This is a genomic window from Cellulosilyticum lentocellum DSM 5427 (genome assembly GCF_000178835.2).
In the GTDB taxonomy this organism is placed as follows: Bacteria; Bacillota; Clostridia; order Lachnospirales; family Cellulosilyticaceae; genus Cellulosilyticum; species Cellulosilyticum lentocellum.
In genome coordinates this window covers 182,192-207,554 of sequence record NC_015275.1, presented here as the reverse complement: position 1 = coordinate 207,554, position 25,363 = coordinate 182,192, and the positions used below count along the sequence as shown (strand labels likewise).

General features: G+C 35.2%; 25 protein-coding genes and 1 other annotated feature. Of the genes, 12 read left to right on the top strand and 13 right to left on the bottom strand.

All coding sequences use genetic code 11. The features are described from left to right. Positions 1–2: 2 nt before the first annotated feature. The gene (locus CLOLE_RS00965; protein WP_013655206.1) at positions 3–1,220 is read right to left on the bottom strand and encodes a DUF58 domain-containing protein; all 1,218 of its coding nucleotides are present in this window, start codon (positions 1,218–1,220) and stop codon (positions 3–5) included. Continuing rightward, on the bottom strand, positions 1,213–2,148 hold the full coding sequence (locus CLOLE_RS00960) for an AAA family ATPase (protein WP_013655205.1): 936 nt from the start codon (positions 2,146–2,148) through the stop codon (positions 1,213–1,215). Before CLOLE_RS00960 ends, CLOLE_RS00965 begins: the two co-directional genes overlap by 8 nt. Before the next feature lie 806 nt (positions 2,149–2,954). Between CLOLE_RS00960 and CLOLE_RS00955 the strand changes: the two genes are divergently transcribed. The 3 genes from CLOLE_RS00955 to CLOLE_RS00945 all read left to right on the top strand — a co-directional run bounded on the left by CLOLE_RS00955 (position 2,955) and on the right by CLOLE_RS00945 (position 5,617). Beyond that, positions 2,955–3,629 carry a hypothetical protein gene (locus CLOLE_RS00955; protein ID WP_013655204.1) on the top strand — a complete coding sequence of 225 codons (675 nt, stop codon included), beginning with the start codon at positions 2,955–2,957 and terminating at the stop codon, positions 3,627–3,629. Between the two features lie 75 nt (positions 3,630–3,704). Beyond that, complete coding sequence (locus CLOLE_RS00950; protein WP_013655203.1) at positions 3,705–5,213, top strand: catalase; 1,509 nt, start codon at positions 3,705–3,707, stop codon at positions 5,211–5,213. After that, positions 5,210–5,617 carry a YbaN family protein gene (locus CLOLE_RS00945; RefSeq protein WP_013655202.1) on the top strand — a complete coding sequence of 136 codons (408 nt, stop codon included), beginning with the start codon at positions 5,210–5,212 and terminating at the stop codon, positions 5,615–5,617. Before CLOLE_RS00950 ends, CLOLE_RS00945 begins: the two co-directional genes overlap by 4 nt. A 72-nt stretch (positions 5,618–5,689) precedes the next feature. Here the strand turns inward: CLOLE_RS00945 and CLOLE_RS00940 are convergent, their stop codons facing one another. From CLOLE_RS00940 to CLOLE_RS23315, 6 genes are all read right to left on the bottom strand, one after another. Continuing rightward, a complete protein-coding gene (locus CLOLE_RS00940; protein ID WP_013655201.1) occupies positions 5,690–6,697 on the bottom strand; it encodes a membrane lipoprotein lipid attachment site-containing protein in 1,008 nt (335 codons plus the stop codon). Further along, on the bottom strand, positions 6,694–7,824 hold the full coding sequence (locus tag CLOLE_RS00935; RefSeq protein ID WP_013655200.1) for a hypothetical protein: 1,131 nt from the start codon (positions 7,822–7,824) through the stop codon (positions 6,694–6,696). The genes CLOLE_RS00940 and CLOLE_RS00935 overlap by 4 nt, the downstream gene beginning before the upstream one ends. Positions 7,825–7,837: 13 nt before the next feature. Continuing rightward, entirely contained in the window at positions 7,838–8,731 is an 894-nt protein-coding gene (locus tag CLOLE_RS00930) for an ABC transporter ATP-binding protein (RefSeq protein ID WP_013655199.1), read from the bottom strand. Beyond that, entirely contained in the window at positions 8,732–9,118 is a 387-nt protein-coding gene (locus CLOLE_RS00925) for a GntR family transcriptional regulator (protein ID WP_013655198.1), read from the bottom strand. A gap of 341 nt (positions 9,119–9,459) precedes the next feature. Then, positions 9,460–9,843, bottom strand: coding sequence for a hypothetical protein (locus CLOLE_RS00920; RefSeq protein ID WP_013655197.1), 384 nt, complete (start codon positions 9,841–9,843; stop codon positions 9,460–9,462). A gap of 42 nt (positions 9,844–9,885) precedes the next feature. Then, a complete protein-coding gene (locus CLOLE_RS23315; RefSeq protein ID WP_013655196.1) occupies positions 9,886–10,059 on the bottom strand; it encodes a DUF6472 family protein in 174 nt (57 codons plus the stop codon). A 192-nt stretch (positions 10,060–10,251) separates the two neighbouring features. Between CLOLE_RS23315 and CLOLE_RS22295 the strand changes: the two genes are divergently transcribed. Together CLOLE_RS22295 and CLOLE_RS00910 are read left to right on the top strand one after the other, a co-directional pair. Then, a complete protein-coding gene (locus CLOLE_RS22295; RefSeq protein WP_013655195.1) occupies positions 10,252–11,094 on the top strand; it encodes a L,D-transpeptidase family protein in 843 nt (280 codons plus the stop codon). Positions 11,095–11,598: 504 nt separating this feature from the next. Next, on the top strand, positions 11,599–12,846 hold the full coding sequence (locus CLOLE_RS00910) for an NAD(P)-dependent oxidoreductase (protein ID WP_270049149.1): 1,248 nt from the start codon (positions 11,599–11,601) through the stop codon (positions 12,844–12,846). Positions 12,847–12,931: 85 nt separating this feature from the next. Here the strand turns inward: CLOLE_RS00910 and CLOLE_RS00905 are convergent, their stop codons facing one another. The 4 genes from CLOLE_RS00905 to thrS form a co-directional block, all read right to left on the bottom strand. Continuing rightward, positions 12,932–13,840 carry an AraC family transcriptional regulator gene (locus tag CLOLE_RS00905; protein ID WP_013655193.1) on the bottom strand — a complete coding sequence of 303 codons (909 nt, stop codon included), beginning with the start codon at positions 13,838–13,840 and terminating at the stop codon, positions 12,932–12,934. Between the two features lie 102 nt (positions 13,841–13,942). After that, on the bottom strand, positions 13,943–14,137 hold the full coding sequence (locus CLOLE_RS00900; protein WP_013655192.1) for a hypothetical protein: 195 nt from the start codon (positions 14,135–14,137) through the stop codon (positions 13,943–13,945). Between the two features lie 109 nt (positions 14,138–14,246). Next, a complete protein-coding gene (locus CLOLE_RS00895; RefSeq protein WP_162145052.1) occupies positions 14,247–14,531 on the bottom strand; it encodes a hypothetical protein in 285 nt (94 codons plus the stop codon). Between the two features lie 302 nt (positions 14,532–14,833). Next, entirely contained in the window at positions 14,834–16,594 is a 1,761-nt protein-coding gene (thrS, locus tag CLOLE_RS00890) for a threonine--tRNA ligase (protein WP_013655190.1), read from the bottom strand. A gap of 79 nt (positions 16,595–16,673) precedes the next feature. Next, positions 16,674–16,898, bottom strand: a binding site (T-box leader). 288 nt (positions 16,899–17,186) lie between these two features. Between thrS and CLOLE_RS00885 the strand changes: the two genes are divergently transcribed. From CLOLE_RS00885 to CLOLE_RS00855, 7 genes are all read left to right on the top strand, one after another. Continuing rightward, on the top strand, positions 17,187–17,516 hold the full coding sequence (locus CLOLE_RS00885) for a PadR family transcriptional regulator (protein ID WP_013655189.1): 330 nt from the start codon (positions 17,187–17,189) through the stop codon (positions 17,514–17,516). A 1-nt stretch (position 17,517) separates the two neighbouring features. Next, positions 17,518–18,504 carry a permease prefix domain 1-containing protein gene (locus CLOLE_RS00880; protein WP_013655188.1) on the top strand — a complete coding sequence of 329 codons (987 nt, stop codon included), beginning with the start codon at positions 17,518–17,520 and terminating at the stop codon, positions 18,502–18,504. Between the two features lie 274 nt (positions 18,505–18,778). Next, positions 18,779–19,120, top strand: a complete 342-nt coding sequence (locus tag CLOLE_RS00875) for a hypothetical protein (protein WP_013655187.1) — start codon at positions 18,779–18,781, stop codon at positions 19,118–19,120. Positions 19,121–19,435: 315 nt separating this feature from the next. Next, a complete protein-coding gene (locus CLOLE_RS00870) occupies positions 19,436–20,383 on the top strand; it encodes an AAA family ATPase (RefSeq protein ID WP_013655186.1) in 948 nt (315 codons plus the stop codon). An 11-nt stretch (positions 20,384–20,394) separates the two neighbouring features. After that, the gene (locus CLOLE_RS00865; protein ID WP_013655185.1) at positions 20,395–21,531 is read left to right on the top strand and encodes a DUF58 domain-containing protein; all 1,137 of its coding nucleotides are present in this window, start codon (positions 20,395–20,397) and stop codon (positions 21,529–21,531) included. A gap of 1 nt (position 21,532) precedes the next feature. Then, complete coding sequence (locus tag CLOLE_RS00860) at positions 21,533–22,867, top strand: hypothetical protein (protein ID WP_013655184.1); 1,335 nt, start codon at positions 21,533–21,535, stop codon at positions 22,865–22,867. A gap of 80 nt (positions 22,868–22,947) precedes the next feature. Continuing rightward, positions 22,948–23,391, top strand: a complete 444-nt coding sequence (locus tag CLOLE_RS00855) for a hypothetical protein (protein ID WP_013655183.1) — start codon at positions 22,948–22,950, stop codon at positions 23,389–23,391. Positions 23,392–23,465: 74 nt separating this feature from the next. Here CLOLE_RS00855 and CLOLE_RS00850 read toward each other — a convergent pair whose 3' ends face one another. Next, positions 23,466–25,256, bottom strand: a complete 1,791-nt coding sequence (locus tag CLOLE_RS00850; protein ID WP_013655182.1) for an ABC transporter ATP-binding protein — start codon at positions 25,254–25,256, stop codon at positions 23,466–23,468. Between the last annotated feature and the right edge of the window lie 107 nt (positions 25,257–25,363).

Sequence of the window (25,363 nt, the reverse complement as noted above, 5' to 3'; positions counted from 1 at the left end):
TTCTATAGCTTCTTCAGCTCATAATCCTTTGTTACTTGCCAGGCTTCTATGTCTACGGTGCTTGTTTTATTAATGGTTTTACCAACGCAAAGCAATTTAATATCCTCCGGCTTCTTACGCCATGCATCCAAATAATAAAGCACTGCTTGGTCTATATCTTGGGCAACTACTATTTTCAGACCTTGCTCCTTCTCTATTCCCTTTAGAAAGGCTCTTAAAGCCCCTCTATAAGTCCTATCCTTTGAAGATTCCAGTTGCTCATAGCTGGCTAACTTTTCTCTTAGGTATTGAATTTCCCTGGCATACTTTAAAGAAGCCTTAATCCAATTTCCTTTTTGATAATACATAAAAGCTACTTGATGCCCCTTGGCTACTAATTGATAACTTAAAGATAAACTAGCTGTTAAGCTTCTATCTTGTAATTCATAGCGTAGCCTTTCTTCCTCAATATGGCTCCCTATTGGGCTTAGAATGAGGAGTACACTTTCTCTATCTTGCTTTCCTGTTTCTCTTTGTCTCACTAAAAGCTGATTCTTCTGTGCAAGGATTTTCCAGTGCAGGAGCTTTGGTGAATCGCCTGCTTTATAAGCTGTAAGATCTTCTGCTACTTCTCCTTCTCCTCCCAACTTAGCACGATTCTGGCTTCCTCTACTATATCCTATTTCTGTGCCTGCACCTAAAAATTCATCTACTTCTAACCCTTCCCTAACTTCTGGTAATACCTTTATTTTGGGGTTATCAGGTAAAGTTATAGTTCTTCGATACAGACCTAAGTAATCTTTTAAAAATACATCTTCAAAACCCACTGTTTGTTTACCACTTAGCTGCGCTTCATAAACTAAAGCCAGCTCTTTAACAGATCCACTTCCAAGAAAAAGGCAGTAATTTTGTTTTTCCTTAAGATTTAGTCTGTATCCATCTATAGGAAAAATATGTAAACAAGGCGTAGGCCAAAAGCTATTATTTTTTACCTTAATAATAACTTCTAGCTGCTGCGCCTTTTGAACTTTGCTAGGAACAGGTTCTATAACCATCTCTATCTTTTTACTAACCAAGAAGAAATGAAATGTATCGAGTACGATGCTAATAAGAAGTAAACAAAAAAGGTCTATGGTGATATGATCAGGCTTTGTATAAGCTAGTACCCCAGACACTAATACGATTAAGATAAAGGGGACATTAGTCGTATCATCTTGGGGTAATTTGAACTTCTTAAACATGGAAAACAGGTGGTGTTATCTGCTCAAGTACCTCTTTTAAAATATCGCTAATTTGTGTACTTTTCCACTGAGCTTGAGTTTTTAACACTAATCGATGCCCAACAACAGCCTTTAATACTTGTTGCACATCATCCGGTGTAGCATAGGAGCGTCCCCCTACCATAGCTGCACCTCTTGTCGCTTTTAATAAAGCAATAGTTCCTCTGGGGCTTATGCCCACTTCTACCATTTCATGATGACTAATAGCTTCTGCTAAATCTAATAGATAAGCTTTAACTTCCTTACTTACTACAACTTCCCTTAGTTTTTTCTTGGTAGCCTCTAGCTCTTCCAGGCTAACCACTTGCTTTAAAGCTTTAAGTGGTTCCACCCCTTCTGATTGCTCTAATATTTCCTCCCACTCTCCTCTAGAAGGATATTCTAGATGAAGCTTCATAAAGAAACGGTCCATTTGAGCTTCTGGAAGTGGATATGTACCTTGACTTTCAATAGTATTTTGAGTGGCAATAACCATAAAGGGACTAGGTAGTTCCCTTGTAACACCTTCTACGGTCACTTGTCTTTCCTCCATGGCTTCAAGTAAGCTTGACTGCACCCTTGGCGAAGCTCTATTAATCTCATCAGCTAATAAAAAATTACATAAAGCCACCCCTTCTTTATATTCTAGCTCTCCAGTTTCTTTGTTATAAAGGCAAAAACCTGTTACATCTGACGGAAGCACATCTGGTGTAAATTGCACCCTTTTAAAACTACCTTCTACACTACGGGATAAAGCTATAGCCAGCTTAGTTTTCCCAAGGCCTGGTGCGCCCTCTAATAAAATATGTCCTTCGCTTAAAAGACAAATCATCATTTGTTCAATGATATCATCTTTCCCTATAATTACTTTCTTGACATTGCTTATCATTCGTTCGATGATACCTTCCATCCGTACCTCCTGCGTCACTTTCATTAGTTTATTTACAAATTATTTACAAAATTGCTCTTACACAAAAATTTCTCATATCAATAACCAAGGCTTCAAAAACACCTTGCTCACTTCTCTATAATTGGGGTATGTTCAATAATTAAGTTTATTATAGCATATAGTTTACACATATTTATTATTTTATAAATTACTATCATAAATTCTACTCTAGCTGTTTAAATACCGTATCAACCTAATACTGAGCGATCTGGGTCATAACGTAAAAACGAGAGGAAACAACTACCTTACGGTATTTCCCTCTCATTTCTATTAGCCCCCATAATTGGTTTTTCTATATATAAAAGGTATTACTAGGCAGTCTAATAAAACAAGTGTTATTACAAACTGTATCATTTTATTTATAGTCATCCTAGTCACCTTCCTTTATACATATAAGCATTCTATAAGCGCTGACTATTTCAGCTTCTACTATATCTTTCATACGTTCAATCGAACTTTTCTGTCACAATCTGTTAATTATTTGTTAAGAAATATTGTTTGTTCATGGAGGTAAGGTTGACTATAATAATTCTAACAATTATAATTTTATTATAATAACAAATATTTTATATACTTTTATATACCTTTATTTACTTTTTTACTTGTCATAACATCTTCAATATGGTTCATTTAGGGTATGCTTGCATCTTCTTCACTATTATTTTAATGAAGGATGTATTGCATAGATTAATCCTCTTATTTTATTGTAAATATCATTATATACCCTAAATGTATGAATAAAAATATGAATTTGGGGAGGATGAATCATGGAGCAGACCAATCCAAAGAGAAAAATGATGAGGACTGTTGAAGCCATATTTGACTTATTATATCTTTTTACAGTGTTCATAGCCGCAGTGTTACTATATATGACTGCAGAACCTGGAAGCTTACGGTGGCAATATGCACTGATGGCTTTTATTTTGGGCATTGGAGATGCCTCTCATCTTATTCCTCGTATCTACGCCATAACTGATAAAAATAATCATAATCATACAGCTATATTAGGAATGGGGAAACTTATTGCGTCCATAACAATGACTCTATTTTATATTTTCTTATGGAAAATTGGTAACGGTTACTACCCTTTTCATGCTAATAAATACCTTTCCATAATTGTTTATGGTTCTGCCCTATTACGTATTTTCTTATGTGTTCTGCCTCAAAATCGTTGGCTAGATGAAAATCCACCATTGATATGGGGTATTATTCGAAATGTTCCCTTTTTTATTTTAGGAATGACCGTCATGCTATTCTATATGATAGCAGCCTTTAAATATGGAGGCAGTTTATCTTTTCTATGGCTTGCAATCATGATTAGTTTTGCTTGCTATCTGCCAGTGGTACTATTTTCAAAAACAAATCCAAAAGTTGGGATGCTTATGCTCCCAAAAAGCTGCGCATATGCTGCGATTGTACTAATGGGGGTTTCACTTACTTGAGTATGAATGCAGCCTGATTATATTGATTGGAGTCTGCATTTCATATAAATACATAACATTAAAGGAGGTATTATGATGGATGAAAACAAAAAACTAACAAATGAAGTAGGGGCACCAGTAGCTGATAACGAGAATTCTATAACAGCCGGCCCTAGAGGACCTGTGGTTATGCAAGATGTATGGTTAATGGAAAAAATGGCACATTTCAATCGCGAAGTTATACCAGAACGTCGTATGCACGCAAAAGGTTGGGGAGCATATGGTAATCTAACCGTTACTGGCGATATTTCAAAGTATACTAAAGCAAAGGTTCTTCAACCTGGTGCCAAGACAGACCTTTTCATTCGTTTTTCTACTGTAGCTGGTGAACGTGGTGCGGCAGATGCAGAACGTGATATACGCGGCGTTGCTGTTAAGTTTTATACCGAAGAAGGCAACTGGGACCTTGTTGGAAACAATACCCCTACTTTTTTCATTCGTGATGTTCATAACTTCTCAGACCTTAACCGAGCTGTAAAACGTGATCCAAGAACTGGTATGCGCTCAGCTCAAAATAACTGGGACTTCTGGACACTACTTCCTGAAAGCTTCCATCAAAGAACCATTGTCATGTCAGACCGTGGCATACCAGCCTCTTTCCGAAATATGCATTTTTATGGAGAGCACACCTTCTCATTCTATAATGATAAAAATGAACGCGTTTGGTGTAAATTCCACTTCCATACACAACAGGGAATTAAGAATCTTACTAATGAAGAAGCTACTGCTATCTGTGGAAAGGACAGGGAAAGCCACGGCAGAGATCTTTTTGAAGCCATTGAACGCGGCGATTATCCAAAATGGACTTTGTATGTTCAGATTATGACAGAAGAGCAAGCAAAGAATCATTATGAAAATCCTTTTGATATCACAAAAATTTGGCGCCACAAGGAATTTCCACTGATAGAGGTAGGCGTTCTTGAGCTTAACCGTAATCCTGAGAACTATTTTGCCGAAGTTGAACAATCAGCCTTTACACCAGCACACGTTGTTCCAGGTATCGGATTTTCACCAGATAGATTTTTACAAGGAAGACTTTTCGCGTATGGTGATGCCCAAAGATATAGACTTGGTGTCAACCATAATCACATACCAGTTAACCGTGCTAAATGTGAAGTCAATGAATACCACCGTGATGGTGCAATGCGCGTAGATGGAAACTATGGAAGGTTGCCTGCCTATTCTCCAAATAGTGACGGCTATTGGTCACCACAACCAGATGTAGCAGAACCACCTCTTGAACTTGAAGGTGCTATGTATAGATTTGATCCAAAGGATGATCCTACAGATGATAATTTCCGCGCCGGAGGAGAACTCTATCGATTAATGACAGAAGATAAGCGTAAGCTTCTCATTGAAAATACTGCAGCTGATATTGCTCCTGTAACAGACAATGTAAAATATCGCCATGCTGTACACTGTTACCTAGCTGATGCTGAATATGGGGAACGTATTACAGCAGCAATGGGTCTTGATTTTGATAAAGTAAAAGAATTATCAAAACTAGACAATGACGGACTCATTCAGGCAACATTAAAACCATGAGTCTAAAAAATAGATTGCTTATTATTTTAGGTTTTATTTTTCTTGTAATAGGAGCAATTGGCGTGTTTTTTCCAGTATGGCCCACCACTCCCTTTGTTCTCCTTGCTGCTGGGTGTTTTACCAGTAGCAAAAGGCTGTCAGACTGGTTAAAAAAGAATAAGTTTTTTGGAGAATATATTACAAATTATAGGGAACGAAATGGCTTAAGTACTAGAACAGTTATGAAGAGCTTAGTTTTTCTATGGACTATGTTATTATTCTCTGCTATATGTGTTCATACTTTATGGTTAACCATTCTTTTGTTCTGTATAGGATCGGCTGTAACTACTCATATACTATGGATAGCAAAACCAAAGGTAAAAAGAACACCACAAGAAAATCTTAAGATGAATGAACATTTGTAGTAGTGACCGATAAAACGTATCTGTAATGAAAATATTGATAGTTTTGTAATTATTATAAAAAGTAAACCGCAGTTAATTTTTCTGCGGTTTACTGGTAACTACTACCTCGACAAGTTTCTCAATGCCAATCTCTGCATTTCTCCTGTTGATCTCATAATTCAGCTTCCCTATTTTCCCAGATTCTTTACTACTCTTTTGATCCACTACCTTATAGATGTCATTAATCAGTTCAGTAACATCCGTTTCTTCGCCTGCTAGTTCATTTACTATTCTTCGAAGTGGATCTACTTTATCTGGATTTAAGTCCGCATCTTTATAGCCATTTATATATTGGTTAATGACCATTCTAGCTTTTTCTAGTTGCCCTTCATTGGTTCTAAATAATTGATAATACGCCGTTGCATTTGTAAGAGAACCCATATCGTTTCTTACTACAAAGCTAGGATAACTTAACTCAATGAGTTGCTTTTCTTCTCCTGCTGTAGCTGTACTTACTATTAAGTCTTCACCACAGATTGCTTTAAGCCAGTTATTATCTTCCTCGTTTTTCATTTGAATACTGGATTGTACCACCCACATACTTAGCTGTCCTTCTGACTTAAGAAAAACAATGCCTGTACCGTCTATTGTCTTCTCTTTAATACAATAACCTTCCACCTTTTTCATTTCCTCTAAAAAGCTATCAAAAGGTTCTCCTAAATTTGTACTTAAAGTTTCTATCAAATGTTTACTCATATTTGGATACTCACTTTTTTCAGTGGTTTCATCTTGGTTAATAATCACTTCTTCTATAAATTGACCATCATTTACAACCAAGTTCTCTATCCCACCGTCTAAGCGCTTTGCACCTAGCCCAGTAATTCTGTCATCATACCAGTTTCTATTCCTATTCCGATAGACATTATTATCTCCTTCACATGCTAACTGTAAACTTGCCCAAGTTACTAGATCTTGGGTAAAATACTGATCCGTATAGCTGGTTAGCTTATATTCTTTATAAGCTGCATTTTCTAACTCCTCTATGCTTTGGCAGCCTGTTAGCATAAGAGTTATCCCTAGTATAAGTAACCACTTTTTCATACCCTCACCCCTTTTCTTTTACCAAGGCCAATACAAGCGATTTTCTTTGCAATCATAAAGCTTGCCACAAAACCTAACACCAAAGAAAGCCATTTGCAAACAATGCTACTTGTTTCTAAAAGTGGTTCAATAAAATATAGATACACATCACAAACTAAAAAGCCTCCACAAAGGGTTACTCCAATGATAAAGAACCACCTTAAACCTACTACAGGAATAAGTTTATCATTTTCCTCTAAAAGTTGAAGTTTACTTAGCTTTCTAATAGCAACTACTAATCCTATACTCACAAGAATATAAAAAATGATTTGATAGCCTAGCATGTATTGAATATAAGAATAGAATTCACCTTTTTGCTCATAGCCGGCTACCGTTATCTGCATAGGCACATGCCCTCCTAATGCCAAAGCAAAAAACCACTCACCGAACTTAACAATGACTGATTCTCTATCAAGCCCAAAACAAGCACTAATGCTTCGAAGTAAAAAGAATGGTGCCCCTATAACACAAATAGCTATAGCGATGCTTCCAATTTGATGACTGACTATGTACTGCACTAAAATGCAAAAAAGATAAAGAGCTAATCCTAATAGATAAACCACAAACATAAGCACTAACAATTCAGGTATATCAAATAATTGTCCTGAAATTTGCCAAATAGGTGTTACCTCATAAACCTCGGTTAACTTTTCTGTATAATTCCCTAGCATCAAAGATAATCCAAGAGCATATATGGCAAAGCTTATAGTGTAACCCAAGCTACCTAGAAGTACTTTAACGAAGCTTCTTTCCCCACTAGTGAAGGGTAAGCTTTTTAAAAATCTACCAGTCTCTAGATTCTTGTCTTGTTTAAAGCTAATCAAACTTAAAACAATTAATCCCATAAAATAAAGTCCTATAGTATAGTATATTTGATTCCAAAACAAATCCCTTAGCCGATCTATTCTGTTCATTCTTTCATAGAACTGAGCAATCCCACCCGAAAGATAACTTCTCCATAGTTCATTCATATCTTGCTTAATGTTCATGAAACAAAGAATGTTAACCAGCATCAAATAAATGCCGACTCCTAACACAGGTTTTAACTCTAACTTAATAAGTGGTTTTAATCGCTTGATTGATTTCATATGCCTCCCCTTTCTATGCTTCTTCCCCGATATTTTCTCTAGAAATAGCTGTGTAAATAAACACTTCTTCTAAATTTAGACCTATAGTCTCTACTAACATAGCACCTGCTAACTTTAGGCGTTTTTCTAAAGCTGCATTATAATCATTGGTTACCACATAGTACACACTACCTACATGCTCTACATTTAAAACCCCATGCCATTTATCTAGGTCTTCTGGCGCTCCTTTATCAAAGACTACTTGAAGCTTTTTCACCTTGCTCTTTAAGTCTTCTACTGAACTTTGATAGACCACCTCTCCTTTAGAAAGCATAGTGATTTCATCACAGATACGCTCTAATTCTGCTAAGTGATGTGAGGAAATAATAACAGTCATATCTGTTTCATCCACTTGTTCAATAATAAAGTCTAATACTTGTTTCTTTGCTAAAGCATCCAGCCCTGAAGTAGGCTCATCTAATACTAATACCTTTGGCATACTTGCCATATTAAGCATTAAGGAAAGACGCATTTGCATCCCTTTTGAGAGATTTTTTACTTTAGTCTTTGGATTTAATTTAAAGGTTTCATTGTAAGCATTAAACTTTTCTCTTGAAAATTTAGGATAAGTTTCTTCAAAAAAGGTCACCATTTGCTCTACACGGTAACTATTAAAAAACTGATTGCGGTCTGCTACATAGCCTATTTGCTCTTTTACTAGATTATTTTCATAAACTGGTTGACCGTCTATTAAAATAGTTCCTTCATCTAGTTTATAAATTCCTGTTAAACATTGAATGAGTGTACTTTTACCTACCCCATTCTCCCCAATAATGCCGTAAATGCTGCCAGGCTTTACTTCTATGGAAACATCTTTTAGAACCTTTTGCCCATTAAAGCTTTTACTGACATGCTCTATTTTCACCATTTACTCTTCCTCCTTTGAGAGTTCATCGTAAATCTTTTCAATCTCTGCCATAACTTCTTGCTTACTCATCCCCATATAGTGCATGGCTACAAAACTACTTTTTAATGCCTTACGTACTTCTATAATCTGCTTTTCACTAATAACTTTACTTGGCATCATAGCAATAAACGCTCCCTTCCCCCTTATGGTTTCAATCACTTCCTGTCTTTCAAGCTCTGTATAAGCCTTCATCACCGTATTAGCATTCACTGTTAACATACTTGCTAGTTGTCTAACAGATGGTAGCTGATCTCCTGGCTTTAAAATCCCCTTCATTACCTGTTCTTTAATTTGATCAATAATCTGCTCATAAATTGGTCTACTATCCCTTGCGTCTATAGGAAACACAGCTTCACTCCTTTCTCAAACTGTACTATTCACCTTAGTACAGATAATACACTCAGTTTTCTAATTTGTCAATATTTACAAAATAATATTTCTAGAATTATACAATCTAATGGTTACCTAAAATATCCACGAAACTTCTACTGAAAATACTTCCGTTTAAAAGCTAAAAGGATTATATAAAAAACAAAAAAGGACTATTGCAACATGAACTGCTCCTCCTTAAAGTGAACAGTATCATTCTTCAAACTGTCTACTTTAAGGGAAACCTACCATGTGCAATGGTCCCTTTTATCCTATTTTCATCATTTATATTGAGGCATACTCTATCTCATATTTTTTTCTTACATCTGTTTAATCGGGCAACCCATTTGATTAGCTTCATTAAACATCTCTGCTCGTCTTTTTTTATTGAGATGATTAAGCACTCTCATTTTGAATCTGCCTTCTTCACCTGCTTTATAGAAATCCAGAAGATCAATGGCTAAGAACAGTGCATCTACTAATAAATATTTTAAATCCTTAAAGTTTGTTTCATCCGCTTCTCTAAGTTCAATTTCATTACTAGCCGCTATCAGCTCTTCAAATCCTTTTTTTGCCTGAGTTAATAGTTGAAGTATTTCCTCTGGCTGGTTATTTTTAAAATCTATGCTTACGGTTTCTTCTATAAAGGTCATATAATCTCTATTGATTTCACTATAGCTTTGATAAAGCTCTACTAATCCCATATTTTTCTCCTTTTATACTTGCTGCTACTTTTCATCTGTCAATTAATTTTGTTTACGAACTATAGTATATTCATCACCTATTTTATAATATGGACATCGTTTACTAGGATAGTAACTCATTCTTGCCATATCATCTTCATCCATAATAGGTGCAACACTGCACACATACTCTTTCGTGGCTTCATCATATTCTAAATGCATACAATCCTCACACATTTCACTTTACTCCTCTATTTTATCGGCACTTACCTATTTAATATAGCTTTATTATATCACTTATGACTATGCACTCACTATTTCTTTCATTTATATACGTGTATTTTATATTTAGTGGCAAAAAAGTTAAATCCTTTCACTAATCCCTTAAATCTATCATATTTTATTATGTGACTAATTGCGAGGTGAACTATGAGAAAGTATACCCGACAAACATCAGATTCCTATAAATATACTTTGGCTAATGTTAATCTAAGAGAAAGCAACACTACAACCTCTAATGTACTTACTGTAATCCCTGCAGGTTCAAAGGTGCAAGTTATTGATTCTGCAGAAGATTGGTATGAGGTCATCTATAACAACCAAAAAGGTTATGTCTATGCTTCTTACCTATCAATCACAAAATATACCTGGAGAGATACTCTTTTAAGGTCCTATCCAGCTGCTGAATCTAACCCAGTAACTGTCGTCCCAGCCAAATCTGAAGTAGAAGTTTTATCTGTGGTTGGGGACTGGAGTCAGGTTATCTATAATGATAGAAAAGGCTATATATTTACCACTTTTTTATCTGATGATGGTAATCCTCCGACAGCATATGATTTCACCTATTTTTACACGGATATGACTCGGTTTGTAAATGATAACCAGATTAAAAGCCCAACCACAAATCTAATTACAACAGACTTAGAAAATAAGTCTACCTATATATACGAAAGAGGTAGCGATAATCTATGGAAGCTACTTTATAAATGGGAATGTACTGTTGGAAAGCCTAGTACTCCTACAATCAAAGGGACTTTTTATGTCACTGGTAGAAAGCCTTACTTTGGCACTGACACTTATAGAGTCAAATATGCCACTAGAATCAAAGGTGCTTATTATTATCATTCCATCCTATATAATGCAGAGGGAACCGAAGTCATTGACGACCGATTAGGTATGGCTTTAAGTCACGGCTGTGTTAGATTGGCAACCAAAAATGCTCAGTGGATCTATGATAATATTCTAGATTCAACAGCTATTGTTATTAACTAAATAGAAGAAAATAAAAGTCTAATGATACGCTCTATAAACAGCTTTCTATGATTAATCAAATTCATAGAAGGCTGTTTTATACTGTATATTATTGCCTTAGACCAACTCTTTCCCATACGTTTATCTTTTAACAACAAAATAGTATTTTCTTGCTCTCTTATGCTAAATAATAACTTTTATTATACAATTATTTGTGTTGTTTTAAACTTTCATATAAGCACTTCCCCTTAATTTCAATAGTCTTGTAAGTTTTAGTACTCATTTTTTACCACAATTAACCACATGACTAATACTTATCAATCGTTGCACATCAGCTCTTTATCTTCTAAAATAAATTTAGTTATGACTTATTTTTTATTATAAAATATAAAAGTTCAGCTTCGTTTATTTTAGTATACGAATACTTTTTATGTTGATTCTAAACGGTTACACCCGACTTTATTCTTGACTATCTTTAGACTATATAATAATGGCTTGAAATGACTATATAAAGATTTTTTTGACTTGAAAGGAGCCCATAAAATGGAAAAATTATTATCAGAAGCAAATCGCTGCTTAAAATGTAAAAAACCACTTTGCCAGCAGCATTGTCCTATTAATACAGCTGTACCAGAAGCTATCACACTCTTTGAAGAAGGTAAACTGCAAGAAGCTGGTGAACTTTTATTTAACAACAATCCTCTTAGTGCCATTTGCGCTATTGTTTGTCCTCATGAGGATCAATGTAAAGGAAATTGTATCCGCGGCATTAAAGGAGAACCTGTTCCTTTCTGCGAAATAGAAGCTTATATCTCTGCCGCTTATTTGGAAGGACTTACTACTCGAAAACCTGCTCCTAATGGAAAACGTGTAGCTGTTATTGGTTCAGGACCTGCTGGTATTACTGCTGCTATTTTATTAGCACAAAAAGGCTATGCTGTTACTATGTTTGAAATGCGTAACCGTATTGGTGGTGTATTATCTTATGGTATTCCAGAATTCCGTTTACCTAGAGTACTTGTTCAAAATCTAGAAAAGAACCTCGTTCAACTAGGAGTAAGCATTAAATACAATACGCTTGTAGGTCCAGTAATCACTCTGGATAAGCTCTTTAATGATGGCTATGATGCTGCATTTATCGGCACAGGTGTTTGGAATCCAAAAACATTAAATATTAAAGGAGAAACTTTAGGCCATTCTCACTATGCTATCGACTACCTTAAAAATCCAACTAAATATCAGCTAGGTAAAAAAGTTTGTGTGATTGGTGCCGGTAACGTAGCTATGGATGCCGCTCGTAGTGCTAAATATTATGGTAGTGAAGAAGTACATATCTGTTATCGTCGTGGCGAGGAAGATATGACAGCCACTAAGGCTGAGATTCACGAAGCTAAAGAAGAAGGCATTCAATTTACTCTTTATAAATCACCAGTTGAAATCACCGATGAAGGTATCATCTTTGCCGATACTAGAAAAGTAACCTTAGAAGATAGTTCTACTAAACTTGAAACTATTCCTGGTTCAGAAAAGCTATTCCCTTGTAATTCAGTGGTAATTGCCGTTAGTCAAGCTCCTAAAAATAATATTGTAGCGGGTACAACTGGCCTTGAAACCAACCGTGGACTTTTAGTAACAGATGAAGATGGTCATACTACAAGAGAAGGTGTCTTTGCTTGCGGTGACGTTGTAAGTGGTGCTAGAACAGTTATTGAAGCAGTTGTTAATGCTAAACATGTGGTAGGTAGCATCCATGAATATCTTCAAAATGCATAAACTTCCTCTAAAATAAATATTAACTTTACCAAATAGTAAAGGGCTATAAAACTAGTATGCAATCTCTAGGTTTATAGCCCTTGTTCTACTTAGTAGATACTGGTATCATCCAATGCTCTAAATATGAATATTCAGCAGTAGATGGATAGTACATTTCTCCTGCAAAATCAGTCGTCGTTAAATGATGTTCTCTCATCCATCTTTCCATGAATGTCTGTGCTTTGTAAACAGCAGAATTTGTTAATTCCTCAAAGTTTTCCGCTTCAAAACCACAAATAAGGTACTCGGCAGCAGGAAGTTCAAAAGTCGAATATCCCTCTGCACTTGCACCATATTCTGCCTCTGCTCCTGCCATATAGATGCAATGCCCCTCTTTAGCTTCTCCTATATAAAGTGCACCAAATTCATTTCCTCCCTTAACCAAATAAGGAATTTCCGATTTTACAGAATGAAAATCATCCCATAGCTTTCCTGTAACAGAAACACTTGTAGTCGTTCCGCCCATTAATTCTGCAATAGGTATTTCTCTTGCAATACCTATATAAGAACGTGGAACCTCTAATTTTTTTCGCTTAACCTCAATTACAATGCCATCCGTAATTAATGGGACATTTTCATCAACCATTACATAATTTAAAACCAGTTCTGGTTTCACAAATTGGTTAAGATGAATTTTACCTGTACGATATTCCTCTGGTGTAATGCCATAGGTTTCCTTGAATGCTCTTGTAAAATTAGCATGACTGGAGAAACCATAGTTTATTGCAATATCAAGTATTCTCACTTCTTTACCTTTTAGTTCGTTTACTGCTTGTGCCAGTCTGCGTAACTTAATGTACTCACAAACAGGCTTCTTAGCTAAACGTGTAAATAGTCGTTGAAAATAGAACGGCGATAATCCAGCTATACTTGCGAGTTCTTCAATTTGTATTTCTTGTGTCAGGTTTTCTTCAATGTACTCAATACTTTTTTGTATTGCTTCCCATGCGTGCATTTTAAACACCTCCTACACAAAATATAGCATAAGAATTTTGTATTGCGCTTTTCATACAATGCCCTTTTAATATAAAACATTTTATTTATCTTAGTTTATTGCTTATATTCCCTGGCTATATATCACTCTAACACCATTCTCTTCTCCTATATAGATAGGCTCGAAGTTTTTTTCTCCTCCTACTTCACTCTCAATAAAAAAGGTAACTGCATAAGCCTTTAAAATCTTAGGACTGTGCTTTTCATCTTTTATTTCCTCAATAGAAATTATCTTAATGCCTTGATAGCCTATACGCATTCCCTGTCTATTTTCCTTTTGGCTAAATAATTCCTTCTCTTCCTTATATAAGAATAGAATCTGTAACCAAAGTTTACTAGCCCTAATTTCATAAAAGCGATTATAGTTTTCATGAACATTGTACTCTATATAAGCTGTAATGAGCTCCTACAATATCTCCTTGATACCTTATGACTATTCCTCTTGGATCCACTACTCCCTGATTTTCTTCATTCTGCCCACCTTGTATAATATCTAGAGTTGTCGCTCCCTTTGCTTTTTCTAACAAATCGTTAATACCTTTATCTTCTATTAATTGTTTCTCTTTTTCTCCCTCACCATTAATTGCAGTGTCTATCACATGATTAGCTTCTACTTTTCTCTTAGGCTCATTTTGTGACAAAAATATTTTCATTAGCATTACTATTATCAGCCCCCCTACTATTAGATAACAGATATGTCCTCTTCTCAACACTTCACCCCCTCTATCAATTCTTATATCAATATATGTCTCATACTAACGGTACTCTTTAATACTATATAAATATCGTAGCATTCTCAAAACTACTTATCAATATTTTCAGAATACTTGTAACTCAAATATTCATCTATTTTTATTTCTCACATATCGACATCACAAAAAAGCTACACTACGCAATATTTGCTTGGTGTAGCTTCTCACTCAATAATCTCTTATTAACCTAGTTAGAAATCACCTTAAAATCCTTCAATTTCATTGTTTAGAAGCTGTACAAACTCCTGTATACTATAGCCTTCTTGAGTACTTTCATCTCGCCTGCGAATTGTAACAAGATTACTTTCCACCTCTTTTTGACCTACAACTACCATATAAGGCACTTTACCAAGCTGTGCTTCTCTAATCTTATAGCCTATCTTTTCATCTCTATTATCTATTTCACAGCGGATACCTTGTTTTTGTAATTCTGCCATGACGAAGGCTCCATACTCTGAGAATTTATCTGAAATAGGGAGCACTTTTACTTGAACTGGCGCTAACCAAAGTGGGAATTTACCCGCATAATGCTCAATTAGAATGCCTATGAATCGTTCAATAGAGCCAAAGACAACGCGGTGAATCATAATAGGTCTATGCTTCTTACCATCTGCACCAATGTATTCTGCTTCAAACCTTACAGGTAACTGAAAGTCTAGTTGAATAGTACCACACTGCCATGTTCTACCTATAGAATCCTCTAGGTGGAAGTCTATCTTTGGTCCATAGAAAGCGCCGTCTCCCTCATTAATCACATATTCTAGCTGCATCTCATCTAAAGCCTTTTTGAGTCCCTCAGTTGCCACATTCCAATCTTCATCACTACCAATACTATTTTCTGGACGTGTAGATAACTCCACATGATACTTAAAACCGAACTTGCTATACACTTCATCAATAAGTCTTACAACACCTTTAATCTCATCTGTAATTTGTTCCTGTGTCATGAAAATATGAGCATCGTCTTGTGTAAAGCAACGTACACGCATAAGACCATGTAAAGCTCCTGACTTTTCATGCCTATGAACCAATCCCAATTCACCCATACGAATAGGGAGTTCACGATAAGAGTGAGGCTGTAATTTATAAACTAACATACCACCAGGACAATTCATTGGTTTGATGGCAAAATCTGTATCGTCGATAACTGTGGTATACATGTTTTCACGGTAATGATCCCAGTGACCAGATGTTTCCCAAAGTTCTTTATTGAGCATCATCGGTGTGCTAATTTCCACATAACCTTCTCTCGTATGAAGCTTTCTCCAATAATCAATTAAGAGATTTTTAAGTACCATACCTTTTGGCAGGAAGAATGGAAAACCTGGTCCTTCGTCTAGAATTGTAAATAAACCTAGTTCTTTTCCTAACTTTCTATGATCCCTCTTTTTAGCTTCTTCAATGCTTTGTAAATAGGCTTCTAAATCACTACTCTTTGGAAAAGCTGTTCCATAAATCCTTGTGAGCATCTTATTTTTTTCGTTTCCTCTCCAATACGCTCCAGCCGTTGCTGTCAACTTAAAGGCTTTGATTAGGCTTGTATTAGTTACATGTGGTCCTGCACATAATTCCAAATAATCTCCTTGCTGATAAAAGCTAAGCTGTGCATCTTCAGGTAAGTCATTAATAAGCTCTATTTTATAAGGTTCATTTTTCTCTTTCATCAGTGCAAGTGCTTCTTCTCTATTTAAAGTATATCTTTGCAAGGAGAGACTTTCTTTAACGATTTTTCTCATCTCTTGCTCAATCTCTACTAAATTCGCCGCTGTGAATTCAAAGTCAAACTCAAAATCATAGTAAAACCCATCTTCAATCACAGGTCCAATAGCACACTTTGTAGTTGGGTATAACCTTTTAACAGCTTGTGCTAAAACATGAGATGCTGTATGTCTAAAAGCATTCTTCCCCTCTTTTTCCTCGAACTTAAAATCTTTTACTAAACCATCCTTCATTATTACTTTCATTTCTTATGTCCTCCTTTTCAAATTTGAAATATATAACACAAGAAAAGCACCCTAAAACAAATGACCTTATAGTCATTTATTTAAGGGTGCAATTATAATCTGTGCACGGTTCCACCTTAACTTTTCACTTCAGATTCTAACAAATCCTAGCCTTTAACGCAGACATACGGATGTACTTACTTATTGGTTCAGCACAACAGCTCAGGAATGGTTTTCAACTAAACGCTTTCATAAAGAACTTCCACCAAGTATTCTTCTCTCTGGATGATTTATAAAGTCTACTCTTTTCCATCTTTGCTTTTCCTATGTTATTAAGGTTATTATAACTAATCACACGAAAATGTCAATATATTACGTATTATTAATAACATTCGTGAAACTATTCCATATCTTTTATTATAGGTCCTTCATGCCTTGAAAGGTCCTATAATATTCTTTTTTCTTTAGTTTCTTTAGAGTTATTTAACAAATAGTCTAAACTCATTCAAAAAATTACTTTACTTGTCGTAGTAGTTGTGCTACACTTACTTCATCAGATGTAGTACACCTGTCGTAGTACATCTATCGTAGTAATAGATCGGGGGCACAAAACATGATTAGTAGCGACGTAATTAGAGGCTATAACGACACCATCATTTTGTATCTCTTAATAGAAGGAGATTCTTACGGCTATGAAATTTCTAAAAACATCCGTACTTTAACAGAAGAACAATATGTCATGAAAGAAACTACTCTCTACTCTGCCTTTAATAGACTGGAGAAGAATGGCTATATTACCTCCTACTTTGGAGAAGAAACACAAGGAAAAAGACGTACTTATTTTAGAATTACCGAAGAAGGTCTCTCCTACTATAAGGAGAAATGCAAAGAATGGGAACTCACCCAAAATGTTATCAATAGGTTTATAAAGGAGTTGGATTAGTATGGAAATTATTAAAAATTATTTAGACAATGTTTTTCAATCTTTACCACAAACAAAGGAGATTTTAAATCTAAAAGATGAGCTTTTGGCCAATATGGGGGATAAATATGAGGAGCTAAAAGCTAATGGAAAAACAGAAAATGAAGCCATTGGCATCGTCATCTCTGAATTTGGAAATATCGATGAGTTATTAAAAGAAATGAATATTAACGTGTCTTCTGAGTCTCAGCTCAGCTTAAATAAGCCAGTAGGTCCTACACTTAGCTTAGAAGATGCTCGAAATTTTATTAGCCTTAAGCGAAAAAGTGCTCGTTTCGTTGGTTTAGGTGTTGCTTTAATTTTATTAGGTGTTGCCACTTTAATTGGCTGTATTGCTCTTATTGATGCCAATATCATTCTCAAGCAAGCCAACTCTAACTCTAAAGGCATGTTCCCTGTCATTATGCTATTCTTATTTATTGTTCCCGCTGTAGGACTCTTCATTTTTTCAGGTACTCAGCTAGAACCATTTAAATTCATTGAAGAAGGTGGATTTGAGCTAAGCGCCTCTGCTAAAGCAATTTTATCTAAAGAGTATCCTAGTGTAAGTGCACAGAAACCAGTGGCTATTATTACTGGCGTTAGTCTTTGTATCCTTTCCCCAGTACCTATTTTTCTCGGTTCTATGTTTAGTAACAACCTTACTCTCGCTGGCGTATGTATTTTATTAGTTATGATTGCTCTGGCTGTTAATATCTTTATTTACACAGGCATGGTTCCTGAGGCCTATAAAAGACTTTTAAAATTAGAAGAGTTTAGTCCTGAGAAAAAGCAAGAAGACAAACTCATTGGCGCTGTTGCTGGTATTGTATGGCCTTTAGCTACTGCTGTTTTTCTTTTCTTAGGCTTCGTCTTTAATCTATGGGGCATTTGTTGGCTAGTCTTTCCTATCACCGGCATGCTATTTGGTGGCTTTTGTGCTTTCTACAGTGCTCTTCATAGCAAATAGCCGTGAACAATTTTAATTTATAACCATTATGAATAGCAACAAAAATAGCTTCTCAAGTATTCTTTATACTCGGGAAGCTATTTTTACTTTATTTATTTCGCTTTATACTTATGTATATGTAATCAAAAAGCCGACTTCCTAATAAAAAGTGAAAAGCAATCTTTCAATTTACTATGTATTTTTTCTTTATTTTGTCGATATATATAATACAAAAAAACAAAGAAAGGGTGATGCCAGTGTTCACAAAAACATAGTTATATAGGAGGTGTTTATTATGCTTAATCTTATTACTAGCATCGTTAATACTTGTAATGTTTCACCACCCACTTCTACTAGTTCTTCTCATGCCAATGAATTCAAAACTTCCTTGCATACAGAGATGACACGCGTTAGAAAAGTAAACTCTAGTTCAGCACTTAAAGGCTATAGTGAAGAAATGCATACGTTGCCTACAGAAGCTCTTAAAACTAAGGTGACAACTAATGAAGCTGGTGAAAAATTTCTCATTATGCTGGCCAATACTTCTATTGTAAGACAAGTTGCATTAACAGAAGCTAAGCCACCTAAACCCAGTATTAACTATACTGCAGCTAAAAAAGCATATGATCTAGATTAAAACTTAAGAATATAAGAGAAAGAGGTACTAAATTAGTGAATATCGAAGAACAACCTATATAAACTCTCTGGGCTACAGGAATCTGTGACTTGGGGAGTTTATTTGCGTCTGTCAAAATAACCAGTTAATTCCTCCTCTTTTCTTTAGATATACATATATTAAACTCAGAAATCATCAGCTATACTTAGTATAGTTGTATAAATATATTTACAAATCAAATTTATTCATAAGCAACCAATTATTCACTCTTCATCGCCTTGCAATTTTCTCATTAAGTAGTTACGCAGTAATCCAAAATATTTAGGAGGAATCTCAATGAACTTATCAGTTGTAGAACAAATAGCTTCATCGCTTAAAGGTAATATGACAAAGGTTATTAAAGGTAAAGATACTGAAATTAGTAAACTCATTATGGCACTTTTATGCAACGGTCACATTCTATTGGAAGACATCCCTGGCACTGGCAAAACCACATCTGCTAAAGCTCTGGCTAAATCATTAGGTTGCCAATTTAAGCGTGTTCAGTTCACCCCTGACTTACTTCCTTCTGATCTTATGGGCATTAACTTTTATAATCAAAAAGAACAAGATTTTATCTTTAAGCCCGGTCCAATTTTCACACATATCTTATTAGCTGATGAAATTAATCGTGCTACTCCTAGAACTCAATCTAGTTTACTGGAATGTATGGAGGAAGCTCAAGTAACAGTAGATGGCATTACTTATTCTCTAGAAGCACCTTTCCTTGTTATCGCCACTCAAAATCCTATTGAAACTCAAGGTACCTTTCCTTTACCAGAAGCCCAATTGGACCGTTTTTTTATGCGCCTTAGTATGGGTTATCCTAGTGAAGCTGATGAAATAAATGTACTTTCTAGTCAAGCTAATGCCTCTCCTTTAAATGACCTTCAATGTGTTGTAACTAAAGAACAAATCTTAGAAGCCCAAGCAGCCGTTAAAGAGGTCAAAGTAAGCGATAGTATTAAAGCTTACATAGTAGCTATTAGTAATGCCACTCGTCAGGATTCAAGGCTTAAACTTGGCCTTAGCCTCCGAGGTTCTTTAGCTATGTTTAAGGCTTCTAAGGCTTTTGCAGCTATGGCCGGCAGGGATTATGTTATTCCTGATGATGTGAAAGCTATTGTCAAAGATGTAGCCCTTCACCGTGTCATTTATAATGGCTATCAAATAGCTAGTAATGTACATACCCTTGAAACGATTTTTGAGGACTTATTAAGCCAAGTACCTGTACCTATTGAATAGGAGGACTAATTATGGAAATCTTCGGTATTTGTTTTCTTATTATTTTAGGTATTCTTATTGAACATCAAATCTATTTAACTAAAGTTTTTCCTTACATAGGCTATGAATGTAAATTCAGTGTAGATGAAGTTTTTGAAGGTGCTGATATTGAAATCATAGAAACTGTAACTAATCCCACAGCCCTGCCCATCTCCAGCTTAAAATCAGAAATTTCTACTAGTAAATATCTCGATTTTGCTGGTAATACTTCCGCCGTTAATGATAAAACACGTTCTTTAGCCAGCTTATTTAGCATCGCTGGAAAAAAACGTGTTACTAGAGCTTGGAAGGCTAAATGTCTAAAGAGAGGTATCTATCATATTGAAGATACTACCATTGTGGCCAATGACATCTTTGGCTTTTGCAAATATAGTAGTTTATTTTTTGTTAAAGGCAGCTTAGTTGTACTGCCTATTCCTGTACTTTTGGACATTGCTCCCATTGGTTATAAGGAGCTTCAAGGTGATCAGGTAGTAAGACGCTTTATACTAGAAGATCCCTTTACCGTTTCAGGTGTTAGAGAGTATACCCAAAGGGATACTATGAATCAAATCCACTGGGGCATGAGTGCTAGACATAATCAGCTTATGGTCCGTCATCATGAAGCTACTACTCAGCAAAATATGACTGTTATTATCAATATGCAGCTAAACAAAGCTCAGCTTCGAGAAGAAATGACAGATGATAAGCTAGAACTAGCCATTCAAATCGCTGCTGGTGAACTTGAATATACACTACCTAGAAGCATTCCTATTAAGCTCATGGCTAATGCTGCCACTTTGGATGCTCAGACAAGTTTAGTCTCTAAAGAAATGTGGGGCTATACCCATATTCATGACCTCTTTGTTTCTTTAGCTGGCCTACAAACAACTTTTACTTTGCATTTTTCTCAGTTTTTAAAGGAGTATGACTCAGAAATCACCTCTCCTTATGTCACTCTTATTACAGCTTTTATGGATGAAGAAATTGCGGCATTTATTAGAGAAAAGGAACGTTTCGGGATCCATATTAAGGTCTACTTTTTAGCATTCTCTAAAGATGCCGTACACTTTCCTGATTTAGAAATTTATTATGTATTAGACCACACTACTAGAAAGAAGGTGAGCTAAGATGAATACTTCTAGTTCTAAACTATTACCTCATTTAGCTTTATGGACTTTCTTTTTAACAGTCATCCCCATTTTATTTCTAGTAGCTTATATTGGTGAGATTAATTGTACCCTTACATCTTTTAGTATAAACGCTGTAACTTTATTGATAGGTGCTTACTTAGGTTACTTTCAGGCTAAGTTTAAATACTATATTCTCCGTAAAAATAGCCTTTCTATTATTGGAAAGTATCTCCTACTTATAGTTACTTACCTCCTAAGCTTTGGCCTCCCTTTTACTTACGCTCTCCTTATATATAAGGACTACATTGGCCTCATTGTTTGTTGGTATATTCTTTTTCTTATATTTTATGGCAAGTTTTATAAAAGCTATGGACTTCACTATACAGAGATTATTTCTTGGGAGATTTGCATTGTTGCTGCATTTATTGATTTGGGCGCTATGATTGCACAGAACTATAGCTTTATATCCCTTCTATTTGTTGCCGTCATTGCTCTTTATATTTTCTTACATAACCAAGCTAACTTAGATGAGATGCTGGAAAGATCACGGAAAAATACACCTATGATAACAAATATTAGACGGAATAATACTAAGTGGCTATGTTTAGTCATGAGCTTTATTTTTATTGTCTATCCTTTAAGGAGGCTTATAGGTAACATTTTACTTACCATCATCAAAGTGTTTATATTGCTGATTGGCTATATACTAAACTTCATCAGCAGTCTCATGCCTAGAGGCGATGATTTGGCAACACAGACAAGAGAAAATACGGACGTTATTACGCAACTAGTAGGTGAATCTACTACTAGTCATCTCTGGGAAGTTATATTTTGGTGTATTATCATTAGCCTGATTATCCTTCTTAGAAAATATATCATAGCATGCTTACTAGATATTATTAAACTTATCAAGAGACTTTTCATAAAACTATATGGAATTTTATTTGGATTAAAAGAAGTCACAAAACCGCCTAATTTATTCTATGATGAAACGATAGAGGAGGTTTCCTTTACCACAAGTCTTCAAAGTAAAGCTCCATCTCTTAATAAAAACAGATGGAAAAAGCAGCTTAAGGAATTCCTTAAGCGACCTAACAATGAAGCTAAATATCGTTTTGGCTTTAAACTACTTCTAGAAGGCTTCAAACTACAAGGACTGACCTTTAAAGCATCTCATACGCCAAAGGAATTAACAAGCTTAGCAAAGGATCAGTCTCATTTACCATCTATAGATTCAGTTACCTATGAACGTATTCGCTATGGAGAAAAATCTCTAGAAAAGGGGGACCTAGAAGAGCTAGAAAATACTCTTGTCACTTTAATAAAAAAATAGATGCTACTTCACTTTAAGTTAAGCATTACATAAACTACTAGTGATACATGAATTCATAAAATAATAAAAGGAGAAATGAAATGAAAAAATCCATTAACCTCCTCCTTACGCTACTACTAGTTACTTTAGGCTGTTCTAACAAAGAAATCATCGAACATCATTATACTTATTCAGGCGAAAATGAATCCTGGCACGTAGAATATAGAGTAGATAATATCATAACTTTTACCGAGGGCAACGGAAAATTAGATACTACTAGCGAAAAAGATAGGCTATTAACAGCAACATATAAAAAGAATCTCTCTGATTTATCAGAAGTAAAAAATCTAAGTATTTCCTATGAATATAGCCACGGTGGTGGCTCACTTAGTGAAAATTATGATGAGGCGCCCCCAACTGATACTATCTTCACAATAAGATCAGGTAGTACAGGCGGTGTGGTAGAAATCAAACAAGAATCTATTCAGGTTACTATTACTATGGATGGAAAAGAGCAAATTCTAGATTTAAAAAATAATGACTAGTTATTTATAAAAACACAGGTGGCATTTTACTGAAATGCCACCTGTGTTTTTATAGGATATATATAGGTTAAAAACTAGCCAATACGTCCTTTAGCAAGTTCGTAGAAAGCTCCTTGCTTTGCCATGAGTTCTTCATAGCTTCCGTTTTCAATATTTTTACCACCGCTTACGACAACGATGCGGTCTGAATCAATAATAGTGGAAAGTCTATGGGCTACTACAAAGGTTGTTCTACCTTTAATCAAATTTTTCATAGCTTGTTGAATATGCATCTCAGACTGATTATCAAGGGCTGAAGTTGCCTCATCCAAAATAATCACACTTGGATCCCTTACCAAAGCTCTTGCAATAGCTATACGTTGCTTTTGTCCACCCGATAGCATATCACCATGCTCCCCTACTAAGGTTTCTAAACCGTATGGAAGTTTTTCTATCACTTCTTTTAAAGCTGCTGCTTCTATCACCTCATTGAGCTTTTCCTCACTTACAGTAGGAATTCCATAGGTAATGTTATCTCTAATGGTTCCTGAAAATAAAATAGTATTTTGAGGAACCATAGCTATCTTACGCCTATAATCATGTAGGTCTAAGGTCGTCATATCCTGTCCATCTAAGAGTAGTGTTCCTTTAGTAGGTTTCATAAAGCCGATAAGAAGATTTAATAAAGTCGTTTTTCCTCCCCCTGATTCTCCTACAAAAGCAATACATTCTCCTGGTTTTACATCTAAATTGAACTCATCTAAAACTAAGTCTAGGCCATCTTCATATTTAAAGCTCACATCATTAAATTCAAAATGCCCTTCTACTTGTTTGAGCTTCTTCTTCCCCATATGTCTTTCTACATCCTCTGCTAGGAAAATCTCCCCTACTGAGTTAATAGATTCAAAGCCTTTTACAATATCAGGGTAGATATTAATCACAGCAGACACTTGGTTAAGGACTGTAGCAAAATAGGTTTGATAAAGGACAATATCCCCTACCTGTATTTCTTTTTTATAAGCTAAATAACCTGTAAAAAGTAAACATGCCACCTGCAAAACTTGAATAGACACCCAGCTACAAGAACCTAAAAAGGAATTGAGTACATCTACTTTATAGCCTGTATCTTTTACCTTATGTACTGTACTATCAACCTTATCAATTTCTACCTGTTCTAAAGCATGAGCTCTTGTAATCGGTACCATCTCTACCATCTGAGATACAGTAGCAGACATTTCTTCTATATTCTTACGGAAATCTCTACTCGTTCTTCGGATACGTTTTCTAAAAAGCTTCACTATAAAGAAACAAGCAGGCATAGATAATGCAAAAAATAGGGCTACAGAACCATTTTTACTAATCGTAATCGTAAAAGCTACTGTTAGATTTAAAATAATAGGAACAATACTATTACAAAATTGTGTAGATAAAGTGGTAATGGCTTCTACATCTCTTAACACTTTGGCTTGCAGTCTTCCTGCTTGCAAATGTTTATGATAAGGAATAGATAATACTTGGAGTTTTTTTACGAGGTTAATACGAATATCTGATTCCACTTGTCTAGTAGCTAAACTGATGTAGCGTATATATAAATAATTAGATGGTATATTAATGAGTACTAAGACTAGTAAAATACTTACGTTAATAACAATCTTATGAAGCTGATCCCCTTCTCCTGAGCTAATAATGTTAATAATATTAGTTGCCACAATCGGTGTAAACCATACTGGTGAGTGTTTAACAAAGAAACACACAAAAGCACGCAGTAGCTTTAAGTAATTTCCTTTGTATAAAGTTAAAAGTGTTTTTATCGGGCGATTATTATAAAACTTATTCTCTTTTTCTAATGCTGCCATAGTTTCTAAATTCTTCTCTATCGGCTCCATATCTATCCTCCTTATGTCTTTCACTTTTTAAGTTACCCCTATTCTACTTTACTTCTCCTACTTTGTTAATGTATAAAACGCTTATTGTTTTAATGTAATTTTCTATA

Bases quoted from the DNA above. Each gene is read 5' to 3' on its own strand.
- CLOLE_RS00965 (WP_013655206.1), bottom strand. From the start codon at position 1,220: ATGTTTAAGAAGTTCAAATTACCCCAAGATGATACGACTAATGTCCCC.
- CLOLE_RS00960 (WP_013655205.1), bottom strand. From the start codon at position 2,148: ATGGAAGGTATCATCGAACGAATGATAAGCAATGTCAAGAAAGTAATT.
- CLOLE_RS00955 (WP_013655204.1), top strand. From the start codon at position 2,955: ATGGAGCAGACCAATCCAAAGAGAAAAATGATGAGGACTGTTGAAGCC.
- CLOLE_RS00950 (WP_013655203.1), top strand. From the start codon at position 3,705: ATGGATGAAAACAAAAAACTAACAAATGAAGTAGGGGCACCAGTAGCT.
- CLOLE_RS00945 (WP_013655202.1), top strand. From the start codon at position 5,210: ATGAGTCTAAAAAATAGATTGCTTATTATTTTAGGTTTTATTTTTCTT.
- CLOLE_RS00940 (WP_013655201.1), bottom strand. From the start codon at position 6,697: ATGAAAAAGTGGTTACTTATACTAGGGATAACTCTTATGCTAACAGGC.
- CLOLE_RS00935 (WP_013655200.1), bottom strand. From the start codon at position 7,824: ATGAAATCAATCAAGCGATTAAAACCACTTATTAAGTTAGAGTTAAAA.
- CLOLE_RS00930 (WP_013655199.1), bottom strand. From the start codon at position 8,731: ATGGTGAAAATAGAGCATGTCAGTAAAAGCTTTAATGGGCAAAAGGTT.
- CLOLE_RS00920 (WP_013655197.1), bottom strand. From the start codon at position 9,843: ATGGGATTAGTAGAGCTTTATCAAAGCTATAGTGAAATCAATAGAGAT.
- CLOLE_RS23315 (WP_013655196.1), bottom strand. From the start codon at position 10,059: ATGTGTGAGGATTGTATGCATTTAGAATATGATGAAGCCACGAAAGAG.
- CLOLE_RS22295 (WP_013655195.1), top strand. From the start codon at position 10,252: ATGAGAAAGTATACCCGACAAACATCAGATTCCTATAAATATACTTTG.
- CLOLE_RS00905 (WP_013655193.1), bottom strand. From the start codon at position 13,840: ATGCACGCATGGGAAGCAATACAAAAAAGTATTGAGTACATTGAAGAA.
- CLOLE_RS00900 (WP_013655192.1), bottom strand. From the start codon at position 14,137: ATGCGTATAGGCTATCAAGGCATTAAGATAATTTCTATTGAGGAAATA.
- CLOLE_RS00895 (WP_162145052.1), bottom strand. From the start codon at position 14,531: ATGAAAATATTTTTGTCACAAAATGAGCCTAAGAGAAAAGTAGAAGCT.
- thrS (WP_013655190.1), bottom strand. From the start codon at position 16,594: ATGAAAGTAATAATGAAGGATGGTTTAGTAAAAGATTTTAAGTTCGAG.
- CLOLE_RS00885 (WP_013655189.1), top strand. From the start codon at position 17,187: ATGATTAGTAGCGACGTAATTAGAGGCTATAACGACACCATCATTTTG.
- CLOLE_RS00880 (WP_013655188.1), top strand. From the start codon at position 17,518: ATGGAAATTATTAAAAATTATTTAGACAATGTTTTTCAATCTTTACCA.
- CLOLE_RS00875 (WP_013655187.1), top strand. From the start codon at position 18,779: ATGCTTAATCTTATTACTAGCATCGTTAATACTTGTAATGTTTCACCA.
- CLOLE_RS00870 (WP_013655186.1), top strand. From the start codon at position 19,436: ATGAACTTATCAGTTGTAGAACAAATAGCTTCATCGCTTAAAGGTAAT.
- CLOLE_RS00865 (WP_013655185.1), top strand. From the start codon at position 20,395: ATGGAAATCTTCGGTATTTGTTTTCTTATTATTTTAGGTATTCTTATT.
- CLOLE_RS00860 (WP_013655184.1), top strand. From the start codon at position 21,533: ATGAATACTTCTAGTTCTAAACTATTACCTCATTTAGCTTTATGGACT.
- CLOLE_RS00855 (WP_013655183.1), top strand. From the start codon at position 22,948: ATGAAAAAATCCATTAACCTCCTCCTTACGCTACTACTAGTTACTTTA.
- CLOLE_RS00850 (WP_013655182.1), bottom strand. From the start codon at position 25,256: ATGGAGCCGATAGAGAAGAATTTAGAAACTATGGCAGCATTAGAAAAA.